The organism is Nonomuraea sp. NPDC048916 (genome assembly GCF_040649575.1).
Lineage (GTDB): Bacteria > Actinomycetota > Actinomycetes > Streptosporangiales > Streptosporangiaceae > Nonomuraea.
On record NZ_JBEZFS010000030.1, the window covers coordinates 22,412 to 42,359 of the forward strand.

Genomic DNA, 19,948 nt, shown 5'->3' on the forward strand with positions numbered 1-19,948 from the left:
CGCTCCTCTATTGGACCCGCCCAGCGCGGATTCGGGCGAGCCACCGGCCCGCCTCGGCGAACTCGGCGTCGGCGGTGCCCCGCTTGATCTGCGGCGCCACCCCGTCGGCACGTGGGTAGCTGCCCAGGAAACGCACCTCGCCGCAGATGCGGTGCAGCCCGGCGATGGCCTCACCGACGCGGGCGTCGGCGACGTGCCCCTCGAAGTCGAAGTGGAAGAAATAGCGGCCGATGCCGTCGCCGGTGGGCCGCGACTCGATGCGGCTCAGGTTGACGCCCCGCACCGAGAACTCCGTCAGCATCTCCAGCAGCGCGCCCGGGTGGTCGTCGGCCAGGAACACGACGAGCGTGGTGCGGTCGGAACCGGTCGGCTCGGGCAGCGCGCCCGGCCGGCTCACCCTGACGAACCTGGTCACGGTGTCGGACCGGTCGCCGATGTCACCGGCGAGCTCCACCAGCCCGTAGTGCTCGCCCGCGATGCGGGCGGCGATCGCCGCGTCGTACGGCGAACCGGGCAGCGCGACCTCCTGGGCCGCGGCCGCCGTGGAGGGCGCGGACACCACGACCGCGTCGGGCAACTCGCGGGCGACGTAGGCGCGGCACTGGGTGATGGCCGCGGGATGCGTGTAGACCCGCTTGATGTGCGGGAGCTCCGTGCCGGGCCTGGCCAGCAGCGAGAATCGCACCGGAAGCAGCAGCTCGGCCGTGATCAGCAGCGGCTCGCCCCACGCGAACTCGTCGAGGGTGGTCGTGATCGCGCCCTCGAGCGAGTTTTCCAGCGGGACGACCGCACCGTCGGCCTCGCCACTCCGCGCGGCGTTGAGCGCCGCGGTGACGTTCGCGCAGGGCAGGCGTTCGGCGTCGGGCTCCAGGAGCCTGAGGGCCTCTTCGGTGAAGGTGCCCTCCGGTCCGAGATAGGCGAGTCTGGGCATGGTTACAGAGTATCCGCAGGTTGGCGAGGTACGCGCGACTTCGTGATGACCGGTCCCAACCCGAGACGGGCGGCTCGCACCGCCTCCTCCTCTTCCGGCGACAGCGGCTGCTCGCCGCGCCCGCCCACCACCGCGCGCACATAGGTGCGGGTCTCGGAACGCCCGTTGATCGAGGTCAGTACGATGCCGTCGCCCAACGAGTTGATCATCGCGACCGAGAAGGAGAGCCTCCCGGTCATCTCCTCGAGCGCGTCGTAACGGCACACGGCCACGTCGCGGATGGCCTTGAGATCGCCCTTGCCGTCGCTCACCTGCCTGGCCAGCAGCAGCCGGCAGTGGTCGGCCGCGCCCCTCGCCTCCCGCAGCGCCAGGCAACCGGCGGTCACGCCCGCGATCCCGGCCAGGGCGGCCAGCCATACGGTAATCAGCACGACACCGAGGGTAGTGGCTAGACCGTGACCGGAGCCGCCGTTTCCGCACGTCGTGCGGGCAGCCAGGACGCCAGCAGCCAGACCAGCGCCAGCGCGCCCAGCCCGTAGGCGTTCTGCACGATCTTGCCCAGGATCGGGCTGACGAGCGGGATCTCCGCCGCCTTCAACGCCACCCCCCACCACGGGATCGGCAGCACGTAGTAGAGCCACACCCCGGCCGCCACCCGCAGCCTGACCGGGTCGCGCCCGTCTCCCACGATCGCGCCGAGCACCACGACCACCCAGGCCAGGTGGTGGATCCAGGCGACCGGCGACAGCAGCACCGCCATCAGCCCGACCAGCCCGACCGCCGCGACCGGATCCTTCGCCCGGGCCGCGCCGCGGAAGCCGTACCAGCCGACGAGCGCGACGAGCGCCAGCCAGAGCACCGACGTCAGCGCGTCGGGAAGGTACAGGCGGATCAGCATGCCACGGATGGACTGGTTGGTGGTGGCGGCGTTGGCGCCCAGCCGTTCGGGGTCGAGCAGCGCCGAGAACCAGAAGTCGGCGGCGTCCTGCGGGATCACCGCGAACGGCACCAGCGTGAGCAGCGCCGCCGTGAACGCCGCCATGAAGAACGTCCGCCACTGCCGCGTCACCAGCAGGTAGATCAGGAAGACGCCCGGGGTGAGCTTCACCGCGGTCGCCAGCCCGATCAGGAACCCCCGCGGCCACCACGGCCGCCTCGCCACGCAGTCGGCCAGGCACAGCGCCACGAGCAGGATGTCCACCTGCCCGAACCGCACCTGATCGCGGATCGGCATGAGATAGGCACACGCCACCATCAGGAACGCGAACACCCACGGCGCGTGCCTGCCCAGCACCTTGCGGAAGGAGTAGGCCACGGCGACGCCGAGCGCCACGTAGATCCCGGCCGTCCACACCCACTGGGCCGCCTCCCACGACAGCATGGCGAGCAGCGCGGCCAGCAACGCCGCGATCGGCGGATAGGTGAACGGGAGCAGTTGCGGCGCGGGTGTGAAGAACTCGTAGACGGCGCGGCCCTCGAGGATCATCTGCCCGCCGGTGCGATAGACGTCGAGGTCGACCAGGCGTTGATCGTCGGGGTTCGTCAGCCAGTGGCGCACGAGGGGCGTCACCGCCACGGCGATGACCAGCACCGCGACCGCCCACGCCCACCATTGCCGCCGGATCGACGGCTCGTCGCCACCTGTCACGGTCTGGCACGTTACCGTGGCTCTGATTTACCGGAGCACGACACTGGGGGTCCCGCACATGCCGCACGTCACCTTCCGTGCGCCCTCCAGTCCCGTACGGCTCGCCGTCCCGCGACGCGCAGCCCACCCGGCCTCCTGGGCCCTCACCGCCCTTCTGGGCATCATCCTGACCGTCCTCCTGCCCCCGGCCACCGCCCACGCCACCCCCTTCACGGGCACCACCCTCACGGGCACCACCCTCACGAACCCCAGAGCCTCGCTTCCCGACCACCGGGCGGCGCTCGCCGCACCACCGGCCCACGACCGGGCGGCACGCGCCGCAGGTTCGGCGGCAAGGCTCGGCACCCCGGCCGCCTTCGGCGAGCGCGCGGTGGCGGACGTCGACGCGCTGGGCGACGGGCAGGAGGCGGCCCATCGCAGGCTTGGGACCGACGGGCAGGAGGCGGCCCATCGCAGGCTTGGGACCGACGGGCAGGCGGCGGCCCATCGCAGGCTTGGGACCGACGGGCAGGAGGTGGCCCATCGCAGGCTTGGGACCGAGGGGCAGGAGGCGGCCGAGGGGCGGGTGGCGCTCGTCGGGGTGCCGGGGCTCGAGTGGAGCGACCTCGACCAGGCGCGTACGCCGAACCTGTGGAAGCTCGTCGCCCAGGGCGCGTCCGCGTCCCTTTCGACGCGGGCCGTGCCGCCTCCGGACCGTGGCGTCACCTGCCCGACCTCCGGCTGGCTCACCGTCTCGGCGGGCCAGCGGGCAGGCACGGCGGGCAGAGGCTGCCTGCCCCGGCCGGCCCCCCGGTCCGTCGGAGAGGGCGCCATCGTGCCGGGGTGGGCGGAGCTGGCCGCCTACCAGTCGCGGACGGGCTACGACGCCCGGGTGGGCACCCTCGGGCAGTTGGTCGTCGATGCCGGCGGGAAGGTGGCCGCCATCGGCGCGGGCGCTGCGCTGGCCGCCGCCGACAAGACCGGAAATGTCGCCAGATACGCCGACAACCCGGAGTCCCTGCCCGACCTCACCCCATACCACCTGATCGTCCTCGATGCCCCCGAACTGGCCACCGCCTGGGCCGGCCGGCCGCTGGACGAGTATGGCGTGCCCACCTCGATGCCGGCGGCGACCAGGCAGGCGGCCGTAGCCGAGGCGGACCGCCGGATCGGCGCCCTGCTCGGCCGCCTGCCCGCCGGCACCACCGTCCTGGTGGCGGGCATCTCCGACGTGACCCCGAACGCCCACCTCCACGTCGCCCTGGCCACCGGCCCCTCCCCGAGCGGTGAGCCGTACCGGCACGGGCACCTCACCGCGACCTCCACCCGCCAGGACGCCCTGGTCACGATCACCGACCTGACCGCGACCGCGATCGCGGCGCTCGGGCTCGAGGTGCCGCGCGAGGTCGTCGGGCGTGCCTGGCAGGACAACGGCCCCGCGCCGGCCACGCCCGCCGAGACGGTCAAGGAACTGGCGGACGGCGATCTGGCCAGTCAGGTGCTGCGTGAGGTGCGCGGGCCGTTCTTCGCCGTCTTCGTCACGGTGCAGCTCCTCTTCTACCTCTTCGCCGCCCTGGCCCTGCGCCGCCGCCGCGGCTCTGCGTCGCCGCCCGTCCAGGACTCCGCGAGCTCCTCCCGGCTGCTGGCCACCGTGCAGGTCGTGGCCGTGGTCAGCGGCGCCATCGCCGTCTCCACGTTCCTGGCGCAGCTCGTGCCGTGGTGGGGCCTGCCGGCCCCGATGCTCGCGCTGATCGTGACGATCCTCGTGATCGCCGGGCTGATCAGCGCCCTGGCGTTCGCCGGCCCGTGGCGCACGCATGTGCTGGGCCCCCTCACCGTGGTCGCGGGCGTGACCTCGGTGGCGCTGCTCCTCGACGTGATGACCGGCTCGACGTTGCAGGTGAACGCCGTGACCGGCTACGAGCCCGTCACCGGAGGCAGGTTCTACGGCTTCAGCAACATCGCCTTCGCCGTCTACGCCACCGGGACCATCCTCGCGCTCGCGGGGGTGGCTCAGTGGTTGCTCGGCAGGGGCGCTCCCAGGCTCGTCGCGGTGCTGGTCTGCGGGGTCTACGGCGCGCTGGCGGTCTTCGTCGACGGCTGGCCGTCGTGGGGCGCGGACTTCGGTGGCGTGCCCGCCTTCGTGGTCGGGCTGGCCGTCTTCCTGATCATGCTCAGCGGCCGCCGAGTCTCCCTGGTCAAGCTGCTGCTGGTCGCCGTGGCCGGCGCCGTGCTCATCGGCGGGATCGCCGTCTCCGACTGGCTGCGCCCCGCCACTCAGCGGACCCACCTGGGCAACTTCGTCCAGCAGATCATCGACGGCCAGGCCTGGACCGTCATCGGGCGTAAGTTCGGCGCGATGATCGGCGTGACTGTGGGGAACTGGTCACTGACCCTCCTCTCACTCGTCGCCCTCGCCTTCCTCTTCCTGGTGCTCGACCGCCCGTCTCGCTGGGGCGCCTCGGCGCTCGGCCAGGCCTACGCCGTCGCGCCCACGCTCCGGGCAGGTCTGCTGGGCGCCCTCACCTGCGCCTTCATCGGCTTCCTCATCAACGACTCGGGAATCGCCATTCCGGCCATGGCCCTCACGGTGGCGGTGCCGCTGGCACTGGCGGCCTCCGTACGCGCCCTCCAGCTCGCCAAGCCCACCCCACCAGGCCAATCGTCAGCCCCAACAGCAACCACGGAACGACCTGAGCCCTGACGACGGTTCTGAGCCACTCGAGGTCCTGCGGCTGCCCGACGACCCGCGCCGGAAGGTAGGCGAGGGACAGCACGAGTAAGTGCAAGGCGAGAAACCCGTCCAGGGCCGAGGCCGCCACCAGCGCGAGCATCGCGAACGCCAGCCCGTCGTACCAGGGCAGGACGTAGGGCGTCGCGAACACGTACGCGCAGACCAGCACGGCCGCCACGACCTCGGCGGAGAGACCGCCCTGCACCCCACCGGCGGACGGCGCCGACGGTGTCGCGCCCGGAGCGCGCGAGGCCAGGCGGAACAGTGACCAGGCCACCAGGGCGAGCACCAGCAGCGAGCCGACCTGGATCTCGCCACGGTAGGCCCTGCCCACACCCACCAGCTCCTGCAGCCAGCCCTGCACCAGCTTCCAGAACGAGGCGTGCGAGATGGACTTGCTGGTGCGGGTCACCGGGGCGACAGCGTCGGCGCCGACGACGGCGTAGCCGACCACCACCACCGCCACGGCGGCTCCGGCCATCAGCGCCAGCTGGACCGGCCGGCGGCGCAGCTCCCAGGCGGGCCCGAGCGCGACCAGCCCGGCGTTGAGCTTGATGGCCACGCCCAGCCCCAGGAGAACCCCCGAGCCGAGCGGGCGGCTCCTGGCGAGGAGCGCGGCCACCATGCACGCGATGGCCAGCGTGTCGATGTGCATGCCGGCGACCAGTTGGTAGAGCAGGAGCGGGTTGGCCGTCCACAGCAGGGCCGCGCGCAGCCGTCTGGCGGGATCGTCGCGGGTGAAGCGGTCGATCAGCAAGCCGGTCACGATGAACGCGGCGGCGTTGAACAGGGCCAGGACGAAGATGGTGAGCCTGACCGAGTCGCCGCCGCCCCAGCTCGCCAGGCCCTGGACGGCGGTCGCCACGGGGCCGTAGACGCTCGGCTCCTCGCGCCACGGCGCCTCGACCGCGTCGGCGATCGGGTCGCCACTGAGATCGACCGCGCCATGGGTGTAGGGGTCGACACCGAGAACCACCATGCGCCCGTAGGCGGCGTAGTTGAGATGGTCGCCCGACCCCGACGGCGGCAGGAACGCGAGCAGGGCGGCGACGACACACCCCACCAGCACGAGAACCCGCGCGGCCGGCATCCCGGCGGGGGGCGGCAGGCGGCGGATGGCGAGGAGAGCCGCGAGCAGGCCCAGCCCGCCGAGAAGGAGGGCCACCGCGGCCAGGACGACCACGAGATAGGGGCTGGGGTGGAGGACCAGAGAGTAGGGCGGGTGCCAGGCGGGGCCGCCGAGTGCGGGGACGAAGGCGGACGGACCGAGCAGGCCGAGGCTGATCGTCAGCAGGATCGAGCCGCAGATCGCCGCCATGGCCAGCCTCGGGAGCAGGGTGGACGGCTGGCCGCTCCGCGTCTCCGAAGTCACCCGCAAATTCCAGCACACTCACCACAGCGCTCACGCCCGCCGTCCCCAACCTGTGGATAACTCCGGACGCGGGCACCGTGTGGAGAGGTCAGGGCGGCTTTTGCCTGGTTTGCCTGCCGCGCATCAGCGCTTGGGGCGGAGTTTGTTGAGGTTTTGGGTGATTACCGGCTCTCGGGCGGCCAGAGCGAGAGCCACATCGCGCAGTTGCCGGGCGCGATGGAGCTGGGCACGCCAGTCGGTGCCCGTCGCTCGATGACTCATCTCCACCTCGACCTCCACCACGCGGTAGCCCTTGCGCAGGAGGTCGATGGTCAGGCCGGTCTCCACGCCGAAGCCGTGAGCCAGGGGGCGGGCCGCCTCGAAGGCGTCGCGGGTCAGGCAGCGCTGGCCGTTGAGGGGCTGCGTCGCCGCGAACCCCGTGGCGCGGCGGATGCCGTCACGCGAGAGCCTGACGACCATGCCGTGACCGCCGAGCTTGACCCGGGTGGCGAAGACGGCGACGGTCATGTCGGCCCTGCCCTCGCGCACCGGCTCGATCAGGGCGGCCGCCGCCCCGGCGGTCTCCCCGAGGTCGGCGTCGAGGAAGACTAAGTGGCGCGGGACGTCGCCATCGAGCAACCGCACGGCCTCGGCCCCCGACTCCATGGCGGCCGCCTTGCCGCGGTTGCGGCTGTGGCGCACGACCCTGGCTCCGGCCGCCCGTGCCACCTTGCCCGTCTGGTCGGTCGAGCCGTCGTCGACCACCACGACAAGGTCGACGCCCGGCAGGGCGAGGGCCGCCGTGACGGTGGCCCCGATGCGATCCGCTTCGTCCTTGGCCGGGACGATCACCGCTGTGTCGCTCACCACACCTCGCTTGTCAGGCGAACCGCCCGGCCGGCCGGGCGCACGCCATGTCGGGTCGCCGTCATGAGCCCTCGGCGATGAGGAACTCCTGCGGCACCTCGTCGTGCACGGTGAAGACCGAGTCGAGGCCGGTGACCTGCAGGATCTTGCGTACGGCGGGGCGAGGGGCGGCGACGTCGAGGGCGCCTCCCTGCTCCTTCATGCGTTTGAGCGCGGACAGCAGGACGTTCATCCCCGTGGAATCGCAGAAATCCACGGCGGACATGTCGATGACCACGCGGCTGGGCCCCTCCTGCAGCAGCCGAGTGAACTCGGACTGCAGGTGAGGTGCCGTATAGAGGTCGATTTCGCCGGTGATCGCAACGAGTGCATGCCCGGCATGTGATCGAGTCGAGACCTTGAGCTCCACAGGGGCAGGCTAGCGGCGCCGAGGCTTCCGGTCACGTTGTCACGCCGAGAGGGGAACCACAGCTTTTTGTCATCCGTTTAGGCTCCGCGGCAACGCAGAGTACGCGAAACTTGACGTTGTGACACCGGCATGGCCGGAAGTGGGGCGGCCCGGCACCTCCGCATCCGGTCACCACCTCACCGCGAAGGAGGGGCTGGGGCCGAGATCCACGGGCCCGAGTATCAATGAATACAGAACGCCATCCGGAAGATCCTCAGCGCCGACGACTCCGCGAACACCTGGAGACCATCTTCATCCGCACCGACAAGGCCGCCTCGTGGCACGACGAAGCGGATCGCCTGCGTGGCCTGGTCAACCACGAGGGTTACGTGCCCGTCCGCACCAAGCTCGCGGCCGAGGACCTCGACTTCCTCGCGGGCGCGCGAGAGGACCTGCTCGCGTTCTCGGAGCTGGGGCTGCGCCTGCTCGACCTGCACCAGCCGCGCGACGCGGGGGGCATCACCAGCGACGCCGCCCATCCGATCCTGCGCTGCCGGAGCTGCATGTGGCGGTGGCCTTGCCCGACATTTCGGGCAATGTCCGAGTCGTTCGGCTCAGCGCCCGACACCATCCTCCCGGAGTCCGCCTGAAGCACCGGCACCCGCCCGCCGCACCGGGCAGTCCAAGAGCGGCCCGACGGCCGGCCACATCAGCCGACCGGCCCGCCGACCAGGGGGAGGCGGATCTCGAAACGGCACCCGGGACCATCGTTGACCACGTCGATCATCCCGTCGTGGGCCTCGACGATGCCCTGGGCGATCGCCAGCCCGAGCCCCGCCCCTCCGTCCTTGGTCGGGGTCCGCGCGGCCTCCCCCCGGAAGGCGACGTCGAAGACCCGCGACAGATCGTCATCGGGTATCCCACCACAACTGTCCGAAACCGACAGGCAAGCCATCCCGGCGTCGACCGCCGCCCGCAGCACCACCGTGCGGTCCGACGGCGTGTGCCTGATGGCGTTGACCACGAGGTTGCCCAGAGCCCGCCCCAGAGCTCCCGCGTCGGCCTCCACCGGCACGGCCTCGGTGGCGTCCGCGGTCAGGCGCACACCTTTCGCCCTGGCCAGCGGCTCGGCCCCGGCGAGCGTGTCGGCCACCAGGTCGGCCAGGCCGATCCGGGTCCGGGAGAGGCGCAGCGCCCCGGCGTGGATCCGCGACAGCTCGAACAGGTCGTCCACCATCGCCGACAGGCGCTCCACCTCCAGCTTGATCTGCGCGTGGTAGCGGCCGACCGTCTCGGGATCGGCCACCACCCCGTCCTCCAGCGCCTCCGCCATGGCGCGCATCCCGGCCAGCGGGGTGCGCAGGTCGTGGCTCACCCAGGCCACCAGCTCGCGCCGGGCGCCTTCCAGCGCGCGTTCGCGGGCGTTCGCCTCCTGCAGGGTGTTGGCGATGGTCTGCAGCTCGGCGGGCAGCCCCCGCGGCGCGACGAAGGGCAGGTCGCGTACGGCGGCGACCAGCCGCCTGCTCTCGCCCACGACCCGCCGGGCCAGCACGAACGCGACTCCCAGGCCCACCAGCCCGCCGACCACGACGACGCTGAGCACGATGTCCCTGACCGAGCCGTCGATGATCATCTTCAGCGTGATCGCCACGACGCCCGCCAGGGTCGCCACGATCGAGACCACCATCACGACGCCGAGCATCATCGCGATGGAACGAGTGCGCAGCCGCCACATCACCCCGACGCCGAGCAGAGCCACGAGCAGCCCCAGCCCGGCGGTGACCGCCACGATCACGCCCAGGTCGTTGACCACCGTGGCACTCACCTCCAAGCCGTGGGCGCCCACCCCGGTCAGGCCGCCCACCGAGACGCCCGGTCGGCGATCAGCCTGTTCATGCCCCCGTCTCCAAGGGTTCGTACCTGTACCCCACACCCCATACCGTGACGATCCTGCGCGGCTCGGTCGGGTCCGGCTCGATCTTCTCCCTCAACCGCCTGACGTGGACGGTCACCGTGGAGGAGTCGCCGAACGACCAGCCCCACACCTGGTCGAGCAGGGCGGACCGGCTGAACGCCTGGCGGGGGTTGCGCATCAGGTAGGCCAGCAGGTCGAACTCCCGCGCGGTCAGCATCACCTCGTCGCCGCGCAGCCGCACCTCGTGAGCTCCCACGTCGACCAGCAGGTCACCGTCACGCAGCACGCCCGTGCCGCCCGTGACGGACGCGCCGCGCGCCCGTCGGAGCACCGACTGCACCCGCAGCGCCAGCTCGCGCGGGCTGAACGGCTTGGTCACGTAGTCGTCGGCGCCCGTCTCCAGGCCGACCACGCGGTCGATCTCCTCCCCCAGGGCGGTCAGCATGATCACCGGCACCGGCCAGCGCTCCCTGAGCTTCTTGCAGACCTGCAGGCCGTCGATCTTGGGCAGCATCAGGTCGAGCACCATCAGGTCGGGCGGCCGGGCCAGCGCGCGCCGCAGCGCCTCGGCGCCGTCGCCCACGCACTCGACCTCGTGCCCGTCGCGCTCCAGGTATCGCGCCACCACCTCCGACACGGTCGGATCATCGTCGACCACCAGGATGCGCGTATTCACAGCCTCACGGTACGGCGGGGCGAGGCCGAACCGACACCCACGTCATCGGTTCGTAAGCCTCGCGGATCATGCCCGCAGGACGTACGGTGGGCTCATGAGTCGAGTCATCATGCTCGTGCTGGGCGCTTTGCTGGCGCTCTTCGTGCTGTTCAACTTCATCCTGCCCATGGTGCTGGGCCTGCTGAAGATCGCGCTGATCATCGGGGTGGTCGGCCTGCTGGTCTTCATCGCGGTCACCATGGTGGGCAAGTCCTCTTCGTCGCGCTGACATGACGCTTTTCCTGCTCGACCCGTGGCTCATCGGCGTCACCATGATGGCGATCATGCTGCTGGCCGTCTGGGCGGCCAGGGTGCTGCCCGTCGCCCGTCGTGAGGCGCCGGGCTTCCCGCTGGTCTACTCCCGGCGCACCGCCTTCCAGCGCCAGCGTGACCCAGACGCGGCCGGACGCCCGCGTCCACGAGCACCCTCACCGAGCCCCGCTTCCCGGTAAGCGGGGCTCGTTCGCGAGCCCTGATCCATCTTCCTGATCGAAGGGCTCATGATCGATTCTCTTGTCGCGTTCGTCATCGGCATCGCCGGGGGCGACGCCGCTCTCGCCATCGTGCTGTTCACACTGGCCGTACGTCTCCTCCTGCTGCCGCCGGCCGTCAGGCAGGCGCGCCACGCGCGGGTCAGGGAGCGGCTGGCGCCGAAACTCCGCGAGCTGCGCGAGCGGTTCGCGCGCGACCCGCGGCGGCTGAGCGAGGAGGCGTCCGCGCTCTACGCGAAGGAGGGCACCTCGCCGTTCGCCGGGATTCTTCCGGGGCTGGCGCAGTTGCCGTTCACGTGGTTGATGTACCGGGTCGCCACGCATCCCACCGCGCTGGCGGGGCACGATCTGCTGGGCGCGCCGCTGGGGCAACAGGCGGCCGGCCTGATCGCTAATTACGGTCTGATCAGTTGGCCGGTTTCGGTCTTTGCTGCGGTCATCGTGCTGATGGCGCTGGTGGCCTGGCTGTCCGCACGGACGATACGGGCCTCGATGCCGGAAGGGCAGCCGGAGCCGCTGCGCAAGGTCATGCCGCTCCTGCCGTTCGGCTCGGTTCTGGCCGCCGCGGTGCTGCCGCTGGCCGCGGGGCTCTACCTGCTCGTCTCCACGGCGTGGACCGCGGGCGAGCGCGCGGTGCTGGCTAACCGGCCTCTCTGAGGGCGTGGACCTGCCCGTTCAGCGTGCCGTCGGGAGCGGGCAGGATCGCCCACACCGTCGTCGTGTCACCCTCGTGGCGAACCCCCCAGCTCTCCGCGACGTACTCGACGATGCCCAGCCCCCTGCCTCCCAGCGAGGACAGGGTGGGGCGGCCGGCGCGTGGTTCGGTGGCCGCGCCTCCATCGCTCACCGCTACCTCGATGTGGTCCTCGTTTCGCAGCCAGGCCACCTTGACCATGCCTGACGGCAACGGATGCGCGTGCCGCAGCGCGTTGCTGAGAAGCTCGCTGACCACCAGAACGGCATCGTCTATGGCGGAACTGAAAACCCCGCAATCCCGCAGGTCAGTGCTCAGACGCTGGCGGGCAACGGCGACACTGGACGGCGCGTACGGCAGCAACACCACGCTTGACACACCCACCTCCCCGTCTCCCAGTGCCCCCCGCGGGAACACTCCCCGGTACGACCGAAATGCCCCGTTCCTTGGCCCCAGAAACCGCATCCCGATCACAGCTTGTACACATTGGACGATAGATGAGCGCAACCGTGACCACCTCGTTACCGCATCGGTGTGTCGGTTCCGATAGTGGAAGCGGCTGCCAGGACGAGGCGCATCCGGGTGCCTCCTCCGAAGCGGGGATGGGCACTCACATCGCCGCCCTGGGCCCTCGCGAGGCTGCGCACGATGTAGAGGCCGAGGCCGACGCCGCCGAACCTCCTGCGGTCGCCGCTGTCGACCTGGACGAAGCGTTCGAAGACCCGATCGCGGTCGTCCGGGGCGATGCCGACCCCTTCGTCGTCGACGACCACGACCACCGAGTCGTCCTCGGGCCAGGCCTCGACGCTGATCAGCCCGCCCTTGGGTGAGTACTTGAACGCGTTCTCCAGCAGCTGGCCGAGCACGATGTCGGTGGCCAGCGCGTCGCCCATGACGGGCGGCAGCCCGTCTGGGATGACCACATCCACCCGGTGCTTGTCGGACAGCACGGGCAGGCCCAGCGTGGCGGCGTGGATGCGTTCGGCCAGGTCGAAGGATTCGATCCGCACCGGCACCTCGTCGGCGCCCGCCCTGGAGCCGAGCAGCAGGTGATCCATCAGCTGGCCCAGCGAACGGGCCCGCTCGGCGATCGTGTGCACGGCGGAGCGGCGCTCGGGGTCGCTCATTTTGTCCCAGCGCGAGTCGAGCGTGCTGGCGAAGCCCCGCACGATCGTGATCGGGGTGCGCAGCTCGTGGCTGGTGGTGGCCAGGAAGAGGTCCTTGGCCTCCTCCAGCTCCTTGGCCCTGGTCACGTCGCGGAAGTCGATGACGACCTCGCCGGTCTCCTCGATCTCCGCGCTGACCACGTCGAGCCAGCGCCCGGTCTCCAGCTGGAAGGTCATCTTCTCGCCCGGCTCGGGCAACGGGAAGGGCAGCGGCCCGCCCAGCACGGCGTCGGCGGGCAGCGCGGTGAGCTCGGCCGCGGCGGGGTTCCACTGGGTCACCAGGCCCGCGCGGTCGAGCACGGCGATGCCGTCGGCGCTCGCGTCGAACACCGCCCGCTCGTGCGCCCGCTGGCGGACCGCCTCCTGGTAGGCCATGGTCTTGCCCACGGCGATGCCGGCATGCCCGGCGAGAAGTTCGAGCAGCTCCAGCTCCAGATGCCCCGGCTTGCGCTTGGCGAACAGCGCGTAGAGCGCGCCGTAGGGGCGGCCGCCGACCGCGGCGAGGCCGAGGGCGATCGTGTGCAGCCCGTTGAGCCGGGCCCACACCAGGTCGCCGAGCCCGTTCGACTCCAGCAGGACCGTCTTGCCGGTGCGCAGCAGCCTGTCGACCAGGCTCGTGCGGAGATCGGCGGTCGCGTCCCTGAGCGAGTCGGGCAGTTGGTGCGCGCTCACCAGGCGCAGCCGCTCGCCCTCGATGAGCACGAACCCGCCGGCGTCGGCGCCGGTCAGCTCGGTCAGGCTGGCCGCGATCCGGTCGAGCACGGCCGGCAGCTCCAGCTCGGCGTTGATGTCGCCGACCACGTCGGTGAGCCGGCGCACCAGCCTGGCCCGGCGCGCCATGCGCTCGCGCGCCGCCTCGTCGGCCTCCGTCAGGTGGTGGACGCACACGTAGCCCGCCACCGAGCTGCCCATGAGCAGCGCGCTCGTGTCGACCCTGAGATCGACCACGCTGCCGTCGCGGCGTAACCGCTTGGTGCGGAGCGTCACCTGGCCGCCCGTGCGCACGTGTTCGAGCACCGCGTTGTGCTCGGCGGTCAGCTCCCCCGGCACGATCGGCGCCCTGCGGCCCAGCAACTCGCCGGCCGTCCAGCCGAAGAGCCGCTCCGCCGCCGGGTTCCAGGCCAGCACGGTCTGGTCCCGGTCGAGCGCGATGATCGCATTGGGCGAGCTGTGGAGCGCCGCGCGCGCTATCTCGTCGTCACTCCCGGCCCAGTCGTCACCCACGCCTCCCATAGTGCCTGCGGTGCGGTGCTTCCGTCGGGCGATCCGTCCGATACGCTGCGGTCACGGCCTCTCCGGGCGGGAAGTAGGTGAGGGAATGCCGGGCGGCGACATCGACGCACTGCTCAGGGTCACCTCCACCACCTACCGCGGGGAGGCGCCGCCCGACATCGCGTTCGGCACCTACGACGGGGCCGTGGGCAGGCTGGTCCTCGCGGTGTCCGGCAAGGGCATCGTGGCCTGCAGCTTCGACGACGAAAACCTCGTGTTCGAGCGGGTGATCAAGCACGTCGGCACGTTCATCGGGCCCGATCCGGGGCGGCTCGACCCGGTGCGCAGAGAGCTCGACGCCTACTTCTCCGGCCGGCTGAGAGCCTTCGCCAGCCCGGTCGACCTGGTCCTCGCCACCCCGTTCGCCCGTACGGTGCTGCAGAAGACGATGGCGGTGCCCTACGGCACGACCACGACGCTGGCCGAGATCGGCGAGCGCATCGGCCGCCCGCGCGCGCTGCGCGCGGTCGGCAACGCGGTCGTCTCCAACCCCGTCTGCGTGATCGTGCCGTGCCACCGGGTCGTCCCCGGCGAGGCCGTGCTCGGCGACTACCCCGGAGGCGCGGCCGCCAAGCGCCACCTGCTCACCGTCGAGTCGCGCGCCTGAGACCGCCGCTCGCCAGCGTCACCAGCGCCGCCACCAGCGCCGCGCCGAGCGCGCCGTTCATCCACGGCTCCCTGGTGAAGCCGATCGCCTCGCGCGCCGCCGCCCAGAAGCCGTCCCACTGCTCGACCGTCGGGGTCGAGGTGGTCAGCCAGTAGGCGGCGAAGCCCAGCGCCCAGGGCAACAGCATGGACCACCGGGAAGGGGCGTCCTCCTCGGTGTTCCACCGCCGGGCGCCGCCGAGCAGGAAGTAGTCGACCGCGAGCACCGCGAACATCGGCACGAACACCGCGCCGATCACACCGAGGAACGCGCCGTACGACGCCACGTTGACGACCAGCGCGATGGCCGTGGTCAGCACACCGATCGTGATGGAGATGACCCGCCGGTCGACGCGCGGCATCAGGTTCTGCAGCGACATCGTGGTGGAGTAGACGTTCGCGAACGACTGGTCGGCCTCGCGCAGCACGAGCACGGCGAAGAACAACGCGCCCAGCGGCGCCGCGACGAACGGCCCGAACACCGCGGTGTTGTCGGCGGTCACCGCGGCCGTCCCGGCGATCGCCACCGCGTAGACGCCGAGCCCGAGGCAGGCCACCTGGGCCAGTGTGTAGCCGCCGACCACGCCGGTGAACGCCGCCCGGCTCGACCTGGAGTGCCGGGCGAAGTCGGCGGCGATAGGCACCCAGGAGACCGACAGCGCGATCACGTAGTCGACGGCCGGGGCGAACGCCGTCCACGACCCCCCGGCCTGCGGTGTGGCCTCACCCAGGAAGTCCACCGCGAACCAGATGAGCGAGATGATCACGGCGATCGTGACGTAGCGGCGGAGCAACCGGACCGCGCCGAGCGGCCAGATGCTCAGCGCGGTGGTCAGGATGCCCGCCACGACCACCCACACCGCGTACGGCACGGCGTCGCCGAAGACGGCCATCGCGCCCATGGAGATCACCCAGAGCTCGAAGGCGCCCCAGCCGATCATCTGCACGATGTTGAGCACGGTCGGGATGTAGGACAGCCTGGCCCCGAACAGGCCGCGGAGCAGCACCATCGACGGCCGCCCGGTCTGCGTGCCGGGGATGGCGGCCAGGCCCACCATGGTCGTGCCGATCAGGCTGCCGACGAACGCGGCCACCAGCGCGGCGGTCACGGTCAGCGGTGCGTCGCCGAGGGGGTTGAGCAGGAACAACGCCCCGGAGAAACCCAGCAGGCTGACCGCCAGGTTGGCCCACAGGGCGCCCTGGTCGAGGAGTCCGAGGGTCTTGGGGGGCTCTCCGTCGAGGGTCAGGGGGACTTCGTCGACGACAGAGGACATCGCACTCTCCCTACGCCGGCATTACCCGGACAGGTTCATGCGGTCGGCGACGGCCTCGGTCGCCCTCTCAGCCCGGTGCGCCCCGAGCTCCCGCGTGGGGATGGATCAGCGAACCGAGATCACCCCAGCTCGCGCCCCCATGATGCACCATTCGTCCGAGATCGGCCACCGCCGGGCGAGGCGCGGTCGTGCCACGAGACGAGCCCGCGCGCGTCTCACGATGTCCGCGTGCGCCTCGGTCAGGTGCCGACATAGGCCGCGAGGTGCTCGCCGGTGAGGGTGGAGCGGGCGGCGACGAGGTCGGCGGGTGTGCCCTCGAAGACGATCCGGCCGCCGTCGTGGCCGGCGCCTGGGCCGAGGTCGATGATCCAGTCGGCGTGCGCCATGACCGCCTGGTGATGCTCGATGACGATGACCGACTTGCCGGAGTCGACGAGCCGGTCGAGCAGGCCGAGCAGTTGCTCCACATCGGCGAGGTGGAGGCCGGTGGTCGGCTCGTCGAGGACGTAGACGCCGCCCTTCTCGGTCATGTGGGTGGCCAGCTTGAGCCGCTGCCGCTCGCCGCCGGACAGCGTGGTGAGCGGCTGGCCGAGGCTGAGGTAGCCGAGCCCGACGTCGGCGAGCCGGTTGAGGATGGCGTGCGCGGCCGGCGTGCGCGCCTCGCCGGCCCGGAAGAACTCCTCGGCCTCGGTCACCGACATCGCGAGCACCTCGCTGATGTCGCGGCCGCCGAGGTGGTGGTCCAGCACCGATGCCTGGAACCGCTTCCCCTCGCACTCCTCGCAGGTGGTGGCGACGCCGGCCATCATCGCCAGGTCGGTGTAGATGACGCCGGCGCCGTTGCAGTTGGGGCAGGCGCCCTCGGAGTTGGCGCTGAACAGCGCCGGCTTCACACCGTTGGCCTTCGCGAACGCCTTGCGGATCGGGTCGAGCAGTCCGGTGTACGTCGCCGGGTTGCTCCGTCGCGAGCCGCGGATCGCGCCCTGGTCGATCGACACCACACCCGCGCCGGCGGGGATCGACCCGTGCACGAGCGAGCTCTTGCCGGAGCCGGCCACGCCGGTGACGACGACCAGCACCCCGAGCGGGACGTCGACGTCGACGTCGCGCAGGTTGTGCGCCGCCGCGCCGCGGATCTCCAGCGTGCCGGTGGGCGTCCGCACCGTCTCCTTGAGGGCGGCCCGGTCGTCGAAATGGCGGCCGGTGAGGGTGCCTCCGGCCCGCAGCCCCTCGACGGTGCCCTCGAAGCAGACGGCGCCGCCCGCCGTACCGGCGCCGGGGCCGAGGTCGACGACGTGGTCGGCGATCGCGATCGTCTCCGGCTTGTGCTCGACGACGAGCACCGTGTTGCCCTTGTCCCGCAGCCGCAGCAGCAGGTCGTTCATCCGCTGGATGTCATGGGGGTGCAGGCCCGTGGTGGGCTCGTCGAAGACGTAGGTGACGTCGGTGAGCGAGGAGCCGAGGTGGCGGATCATCTTGGTGCGCTGCGCCTCGCCGCCCGACAGCGTGCCCGACGGCCGGTCGAGCGAGAGGTAGCCCAGACCGATCTCCACGAACGAGTCGAGGGTCTGCTGCAGCGTCGCGAGCAGCGGCGCCACCGACGGTTCGTCGACGCCGCGGACCCATTCGGCCAGGTCGCTGATCTGCATCGCGCAGGCGTCGGCGATGTTGATGCCCCCGATCCGCGAGGCGCGGGCCGCCTCGTTGAGCCGGCTGCCGCCGCACTCGGGGCAGGTGGTGAAGGTGACCGCCCGGTCCACGAACGCCCGGATGTGCGACTGCATCGCCTCCCGGTCCTTGGAGAGGAACGACTTCTGGACCCGCGGGATCAGCCCCTCGTAGGTCAGGTTGATGCCGTCGACCTTGATCTTGGTTGGCTCCTTGTGGAGGAGGTCGTCGAGCTCCTTCTTGGTGAACTTGCGGATCGGCTTGTCCGGGTCGAAGAAGCCGCAGCCGCTGAAGATGCGGCCATACCAGCCGTCGACGCTGTAGCCGGGGATGGTGAGCGCGCCCTCGTTGAGCGACTTGCTGTCGTCGTAGAGCTGGGTCAGGTCGATGTCGGTCACGCTGCCCATGCCCTCGCAGCGCGGGCAGGCGCCGGCGGGCAGGTTGAAGCTGTAGTGGAACGACGGCCCGGCACTCGGCTCGCCGAGCCGGCTGAAGACGATCCGCAGCATCGCGTTGGCGTCGGTGGCGGTGCCGACGGTGGAGCGGGAGTTGGCGCCCATCCGCTCCTGGTCGACGATGATCGCCGTTGTCAGCCCCTCCAGCAGGTCGACCTCCGGCCGCGCCAGCGTCGGCATGAAGCCCTGCACGAAGGCGCTGTAGGTCTCGTTGATCAGCCGCTGCGACTCCGCGGCGATCGTGCCGAACACCAGCGAGCTCTTGCCCGAGCCGGAGACGCCGGTGAACACCGTCAGCCGGCGCTTCGGGATCTCGACGCTGACGTCCTTGAGGTTGTTCTCGCGCGCGCCCTGCACGCGGATCAGATCGTGGCTGTCGGCTACGTGCAGCGCAGGCGACTGCGTCTCCGTCCTCGTGGCCGTGCTCATCGTGTCTCCAACTCTTACGGGGGATCTGTTACGGGGATCTGTTATGGGGATCTGTTGCGCGGGCCGCCTTGGCGGTCTCCGTCGGCGTCGTCTGGCTCGATCTAACCAGCTTCGAGCAGTACGTCTGGTTCTCGTTCGCGGGCACGGTCGTGGCGACACTCCGCTGTCCACCTGATCGGCGGTGTCGGCCGGGGTGACGCCACCGGCGTCGTGCGCGGCTCCGTCACGGTGCCGTCCGTGCGGATCGTGGCCGCGGTCGCCGGACGGCTCAGCGCGGTTCCATGGATCAGGTTGCCCGCGGGTTCGCGGACGACGCAGTCGCGAACGCAGGACGGCTGCCCGGTGGGCTCCTGGACGGAGGTGGTGTCCATGGCGGTCACGCTAGGTGCGGCCAGGGGGCCGGCGCTTCTCGATTCCTGATCGGTCTGCGCCGCCGCGGGTCATCGCCCGCAGGTCGCCTCACAGCCGGATGCGCCCCGAGCTCCAGCGGTAGGTGGGATTGGGCATCAAGCCATCGATCACGCCACGAAGGGAGTCTCCCCCGTCTCGCTGACCATCGGCCGCCCGGCGAACTCCCACGACTGCATCCCGCCACCGACGTTGACCGCCTCGCGCCCGAGCTGGTTGAGCCAGCCCGCCACCTGGAGCGATCGGCCGCCGGACCGGCAGACGACGTAGATCTTCCGGTCTTCGGGCACCTCGGCGACCCGGATCTGGATCTCGGTCATCGGGATGTGCACGGCTTCGGGCGCGTGACCGGACACCCACTCGTCGCGCTCGCGCACGTCGAGCAGGAAGACGTCGGCGGGCAGGTCACGTGCGTCGATCTCGGGAACGGTCATGCGTCCATCATCTCGCGCCTGGCGTCGTAGTCGGCACGGGCCGCGGCGATCTCCTGCTGATGCTCCTCGGTCCAGGTGACCAGGGTCTTGATGGTCTCGTGCAGGGTGCGGCCGAGCGGAGTGAGGGCGTAGTCGACGCGGGGCGGCACCACGGGGTGGACGGTGCGCGTCACCAGGCCGTCGCGTTCGAGGTGACGCAGGGTCACGCTGAGCATGCGCTGGCTGACTCCGTCGATCTCGCGGCGGAGCTCGGTGAAGCGCAGGCTCCGGCAGTCGAGCAGGGCGATGACCAGCAGTGACCACTTGTCGGCGACACGGTCGAGGATCTGCCTGACCTCGCAGTCTTCTCTGGTGTCCCACTGCCTGACGTCGTAATCGTCGTGGACGGTGCTCTCGCAGTAACCGGGTGACTTGAAAGTGCCGTCTTCCATGGGACCTCATGCTGCCGCAGGATGCTGACGGTTACAAGAGATAACCGACATCA

The 19,948-nt window shown here is 71.0% G+C and carries 21 protein-coding genes and 1 riboswitch; of the genes, 6 read left to right on the plus strand and 15 right to left on the minus strand.

Going from position 1 to position 19,948, the window contains the following annotated elements; translation table 11 throughout:
- Window positions 1-7 precede the first annotated feature (7 nt).
- The 3 genes from pheA to AB0C16_RS28560 are packed head-to-tail and all read right to left on the minus strand — an operon-like array spanning window position 8 to window position 2,579.
- Window positions 8-931: a prephenate dehydratase gene (pheA, locus tag AB0C16_RS28550; RefSeq protein ID WP_357687103.1), complete on the minus strand. Its 924-nt coding sequence runs from the start codon at window positions 929-931 to the stop codon at window positions 8-10.
- Between the two features lie 2 nt (window positions 932-933).
- Window positions 934-1,362, minus strand: a complete 429-nt coding sequence (locus tag AB0C16_RS28555; protein ID WP_357687105.1) for a DUF4446 family protein — start codon at window positions 1,360-1,362, stop codon at window positions 934-936.
- 17 nt (window positions 1,363-1,379) lie between these two features.
- Window positions 1,380-2,579 carry a glycosyltransferase 87 family protein gene (locus AB0C16_RS28560; RefSeq protein WP_357687107.1) on the minus strand — a complete coding sequence of 400 codons (1,200 nt, stop codon included), beginning with the start codon at window positions 2,577-2,579 and terminating at the stop codon, window positions 1,380-1,382.
- 58 nt (window positions 2,580-2,637) lie between these two features.
- Between AB0C16_RS28560 and AB0C16_RS28565 the strand changes: the two genes are divergently transcribed.
- Window positions 2,638-5,262, plus strand: coding sequence for a hypothetical protein (locus tag AB0C16_RS28565; protein ID WP_357687109.1), 2,625 nt, complete (start codon window positions 2,638-2,640; stop codon window positions 5,260-5,262).
- Here the strand turns inward: AB0C16_RS28565 and mptB are convergent.
- From mptB to AB0C16_RS28580, 3 genes are all read right to left on the minus strand, one after another.
- Window positions 5,144-6,664: a polyprenol phosphomannose-dependent alpha 1,6 mannosyltransferase MptB gene (gene mptB / locus AB0C16_RS28570; protein ID WP_357687111.1), complete on the minus strand. Its 1,521-nt coding sequence runs from the start codon at window positions 6,662-6,664 to the stop codon at window positions 5,144-5,146. The two genes, AB0C16_RS28565 and mptB, sit on opposite strands and share 119 nt — an antisense overlap.
- Window positions 6,665-6,787: 123 nt before the next feature.
- Window positions 6,788-7,510 (minus strand): glycosyltransferase, encoded by a 723-nt coding sequence (locus AB0C16_RS28575; protein ID WP_357687113.1) that lies wholly within the window; start codon window positions 7,508-7,510, stop codon window positions 6,788-6,790.
- A gap of 61 nt (window positions 7,511-7,571) precedes the next feature.
- Complete coding sequence (locus AB0C16_RS28580; RefSeq protein ID WP_189127379.1) at window positions 7,572-7,919, minus strand: STAS domain-containing protein; 348 nt, start codon at window positions 7,917-7,919, stop codon at window positions 7,572-7,574.
- Window positions 7,920-8,143: 224 nt separating this feature from the next.
- Between AB0C16_RS28580 and AB0C16_RS28585 the strand changes: the two genes are divergently transcribed.
- Window positions 8,144-8,548 carry a hypothetical protein gene (locus AB0C16_RS28585; RefSeq protein WP_357687115.1) on the plus strand — a complete coding sequence of 135 codons (405 nt, stop codon included), beginning with the start codon at window positions 8,144-8,146 and terminating at the stop codon, window positions 8,546-8,548.
- Between the two features lie 59 nt (window positions 8,549-8,607).
- Here AB0C16_RS28585 and AB0C16_RS28590 read toward each other — a convergent pair whose 3' ends face one another.
- Together AB0C16_RS28590 and AB0C16_RS28595 are read right to left on the minus strand one after the other, a co-directional pair.
- Window positions 8,608-9,723 (minus strand): HAMP domain-containing sensor histidine kinase, encoded by a 1,116-nt coding sequence (locus tag AB0C16_RS28590; RefSeq protein WP_357687117.1) that lies wholly within the window; start codon window positions 9,721-9,723, stop codon window positions 8,608-8,610.
- Window positions 9,724-9,790: 67 nt separating this feature from the next.
- Entirely contained in the window at window positions 9,791-10,489 is a 699-nt protein-coding gene (locus tag AB0C16_RS28595; RefSeq protein ID WP_357687119.1) for a response regulator transcription factor, read from the minus strand.
- 94 nt (window positions 10,490-10,583) lie between these two features.
- Between AB0C16_RS28595 and AB0C16_RS28600 the strand changes: the two genes are divergently transcribed.
- The 3 genes from AB0C16_RS28600 to yidC are packed head-to-tail and all read left to right on the plus strand — an operon-like array spanning window position 10,584 to window position 11,676.
- Window positions 10,584-10,757 (plus strand): hypothetical protein, encoded by a 174-nt coding sequence (locus tag AB0C16_RS28600; protein ID WP_357687121.1) that lies wholly within the window; start codon window positions 10,584-10,586, stop codon window positions 10,755-10,757.
- Between the two features lies 1 nt (window position 10,758).
- A complete protein-coding gene (locus tag AB0C16_RS28605) occupies window positions 10,759-10,980 on the plus strand; it encodes a DUF6412 domain-containing protein (protein ID WP_357687123.1) in 222 nt (73 codons plus the stop codon).
- A 48-nt stretch (window positions 10,981-11,028) separates the two neighbouring features.
- Complete coding sequence (yidC, locus tag AB0C16_RS28610) at window positions 11,029-11,676, plus strand: membrane protein insertase YidC (protein ID WP_357687125.1); 648 nt, start codon at window positions 11,029-11,031, stop codon at window positions 11,674-11,676.
- Here the strand turns inward: yidC and AB0C16_RS28615 are convergent.
- Window positions 11,660-12,178: an ATP-binding protein gene (locus tag AB0C16_RS28615; protein WP_357687228.1), complete on the minus strand. Its 519-nt coding sequence runs from the start codon at window positions 12,176-12,178 to the stop codon at window positions 11,660-11,662. The two genes, yidC and AB0C16_RS28615, sit on opposite strands and share 17 nt — an antisense overlap.
- 56 nt (window positions 12,179-12,234) lie before the next feature.
- On the minus strand, window positions 12,235-14,112 hold the full coding sequence (locus tag AB0C16_RS28620; RefSeq protein ID WP_357687127.1) for a PAS domain S-box protein: 1,878 nt from the start codon (window positions 14,110-14,112) through the stop codon (window positions 12,235-12,237).
- An 85-nt stretch (window positions 14,113-14,197) separates the two neighbouring features.
- On the opposite strand from AB0C16_RS28620, the gene AB0C16_RS28625 reads away from it, so the two are divergent.
- Window positions 14,198-14,758 carry a methylated-DNA--[protein]-cysteine S-methyltransferase gene (locus tag AB0C16_RS28625; RefSeq protein ID WP_357687129.1) on the plus strand — a complete coding sequence of 187 codons (561 nt, stop codon included), beginning with the start codon at window positions 14,198-14,200 and terminating at the stop codon, window positions 14,756-14,758.
- Here AB0C16_RS28625 and AB0C16_RS28630 read toward each other — a convergent pair.
- The 5 genes from AB0C16_RS28630 to AB0C16_RS28650 form a co-directional block, all read right to left on the minus strand.
- The gene (locus AB0C16_RS28630; protein WP_357687131.1) at window positions 14,736-16,070 is read right to left on the minus strand and encodes a cytosine permease; all 1,335 of its coding nucleotides are present in this window, start codon (window positions 16,068-16,070) and stop codon (window positions 14,736-14,738) included. The two genes, AB0C16_RS28625 and AB0C16_RS28630, sit on opposite strands and share 23 nt — an antisense overlap.
- Window positions 16,061-16,174, minus strand: a riboswitch (TPP riboswitch). It overlaps the preceding gene by 10 nt.
- Window positions 16,175-16,309: 135 nt before the next feature.
- Window positions 16,310-18,622: an excinuclease ABC subunit UvrA gene (locus tag AB0C16_RS28635; RefSeq protein ID WP_357687133.1), complete on the minus strand. Its 2,313-nt coding sequence runs from the start codon at window positions 18,620-18,622 to the stop codon at window positions 16,310-16,312.
- A 101-nt stretch (window positions 18,623-18,723) separates the two neighbouring features.
- Window positions 18,724-18,993 carry a hypothetical protein gene (locus AB0C16_RS28640; protein WP_357687135.1) on the minus strand — a complete coding sequence of 90 codons (270 nt, stop codon included), beginning with the start codon at window positions 18,991-18,993 and terminating at the stop codon, window positions 18,724-18,726.
- 147 nt (window positions 18,994-19,140) lie between these two features.
- Entirely contained in the window at window positions 19,141-19,464 is a 324-nt protein-coding gene (locus tag AB0C16_RS28645) for a rhodanese-like domain-containing protein (RefSeq protein WP_357687137.1), read from the minus strand.
- Window positions 19,461-19,895 carry a helix-turn-helix domain-containing protein gene (locus AB0C16_RS28650; RefSeq protein ID WP_357687139.1) on the minus strand — a complete coding sequence of 145 codons (435 nt, stop codon included), beginning with the start codon at window positions 19,893-19,895 and terminating at the stop codon, window positions 19,461-19,463. Before AB0C16_RS28650 ends, AB0C16_RS28645 begins: the two co-directional genes overlap by 4 nt.
- Window positions 19,896-19,948: the final 53 nt, after the last annotated feature.

Excerpts from the sequence above, each read along its gene's own strand:
- pheA (WP_357687103.1), bottom strand. The coding sequence starts at position 931 with ATGCCCAGACTCGCCTATCTCGGACCGGAGGGCACCTTCACCGAAGAG.
- AB0C16_RS28635 (WP_357687133.1), bottom strand. The coding sequence starts at position 18,622 with ATGAGCACGGCCACGAGGACGGAGACGCAGTCGCCTGCGCTGCACGTA.
- AB0C16_RS28625 (WP_357687129.1), top strand. The coding sequence starts at position 14,198 with ATGCCGGGCGGCGACATCGACGCACTGCTCAGGGTCACCTCCACCACC.
- AB0C16_RS28620 (WP_357687127.1), bottom strand. The coding sequence starts at position 14,112 with ATGGGAGGCGTGGGTGACGACTGGGCCGGGAGTGACGACGAGATAGCG.
- AB0C16_RS28585 (WP_357687115.1), top strand. The coding sequence starts at position 8,144 with ATGAATACAGAACGCCATCCGGAAGATCCTCAGCGCCGACGACTCCGC.
- AB0C16_RS28650 (WP_357687139.1), bottom strand. The coding sequence starts at position 19,895 with ATGGAAGACGGCACTTTCAAGTCACCCGGTTACTGCGAGAGCACCGTC.
- AB0C16_RS28645 (WP_357687137.1), bottom strand. The coding sequence starts at position 19,464 with ATGACCGTTCCCGAGATCGACGCACGTGACCTGCCCGCCGACGTCTTC.
- AB0C16_RS28565 (WP_357687109.1), top strand. The coding sequence starts at position 2,638 with ATGCCGCACGTCACCTTCCGTGCGCCCTCCAGTCCCGTACGGCTCGCC.
- AB0C16_RS28630 (WP_357687131.1), bottom strand. The coding sequence starts at position 16,070 with ATGTCCTCTGTCGTCGACGAAGTCCCCCTGACCCTCGACGGAGAGCCC.
- AB0C16_RS28600 (WP_357687121.1), top strand. The coding sequence starts at position 10,584 with ATGAGTCGAGTCATCATGCTCGTGCTGGGCGCTTTGCTGGCGCTCTTC.
- AB0C16_RS28605 (WP_357687123.1), top strand. The coding sequence starts at position 10,759 with ATGACGCTTTTCCTGCTCGACCCGTGGCTCATCGGCGTCACCATGATG.
- AB0C16_RS28615 (WP_357687228.1), bottom strand. The coding sequence starts at position 12,178 with ATGCGGTTTCTGGGGCCAAGGAACGGGGCATTTCGGTCGTACCGGGGA.
- yidC (WP_357687125.1), top strand. The coding sequence starts at position 11,029 with ATGATCGATTCTCTTGTCGCGTTCGTCATCGGCATCGCCGGGGGCGAC.
- AB0C16_RS28640 (WP_357687135.1), bottom strand. The coding sequence starts at position 18,993 with ATGGACACCACCTCCGTCCAGGAGCCCACCGGGCAGCCGTCCTGCGTT.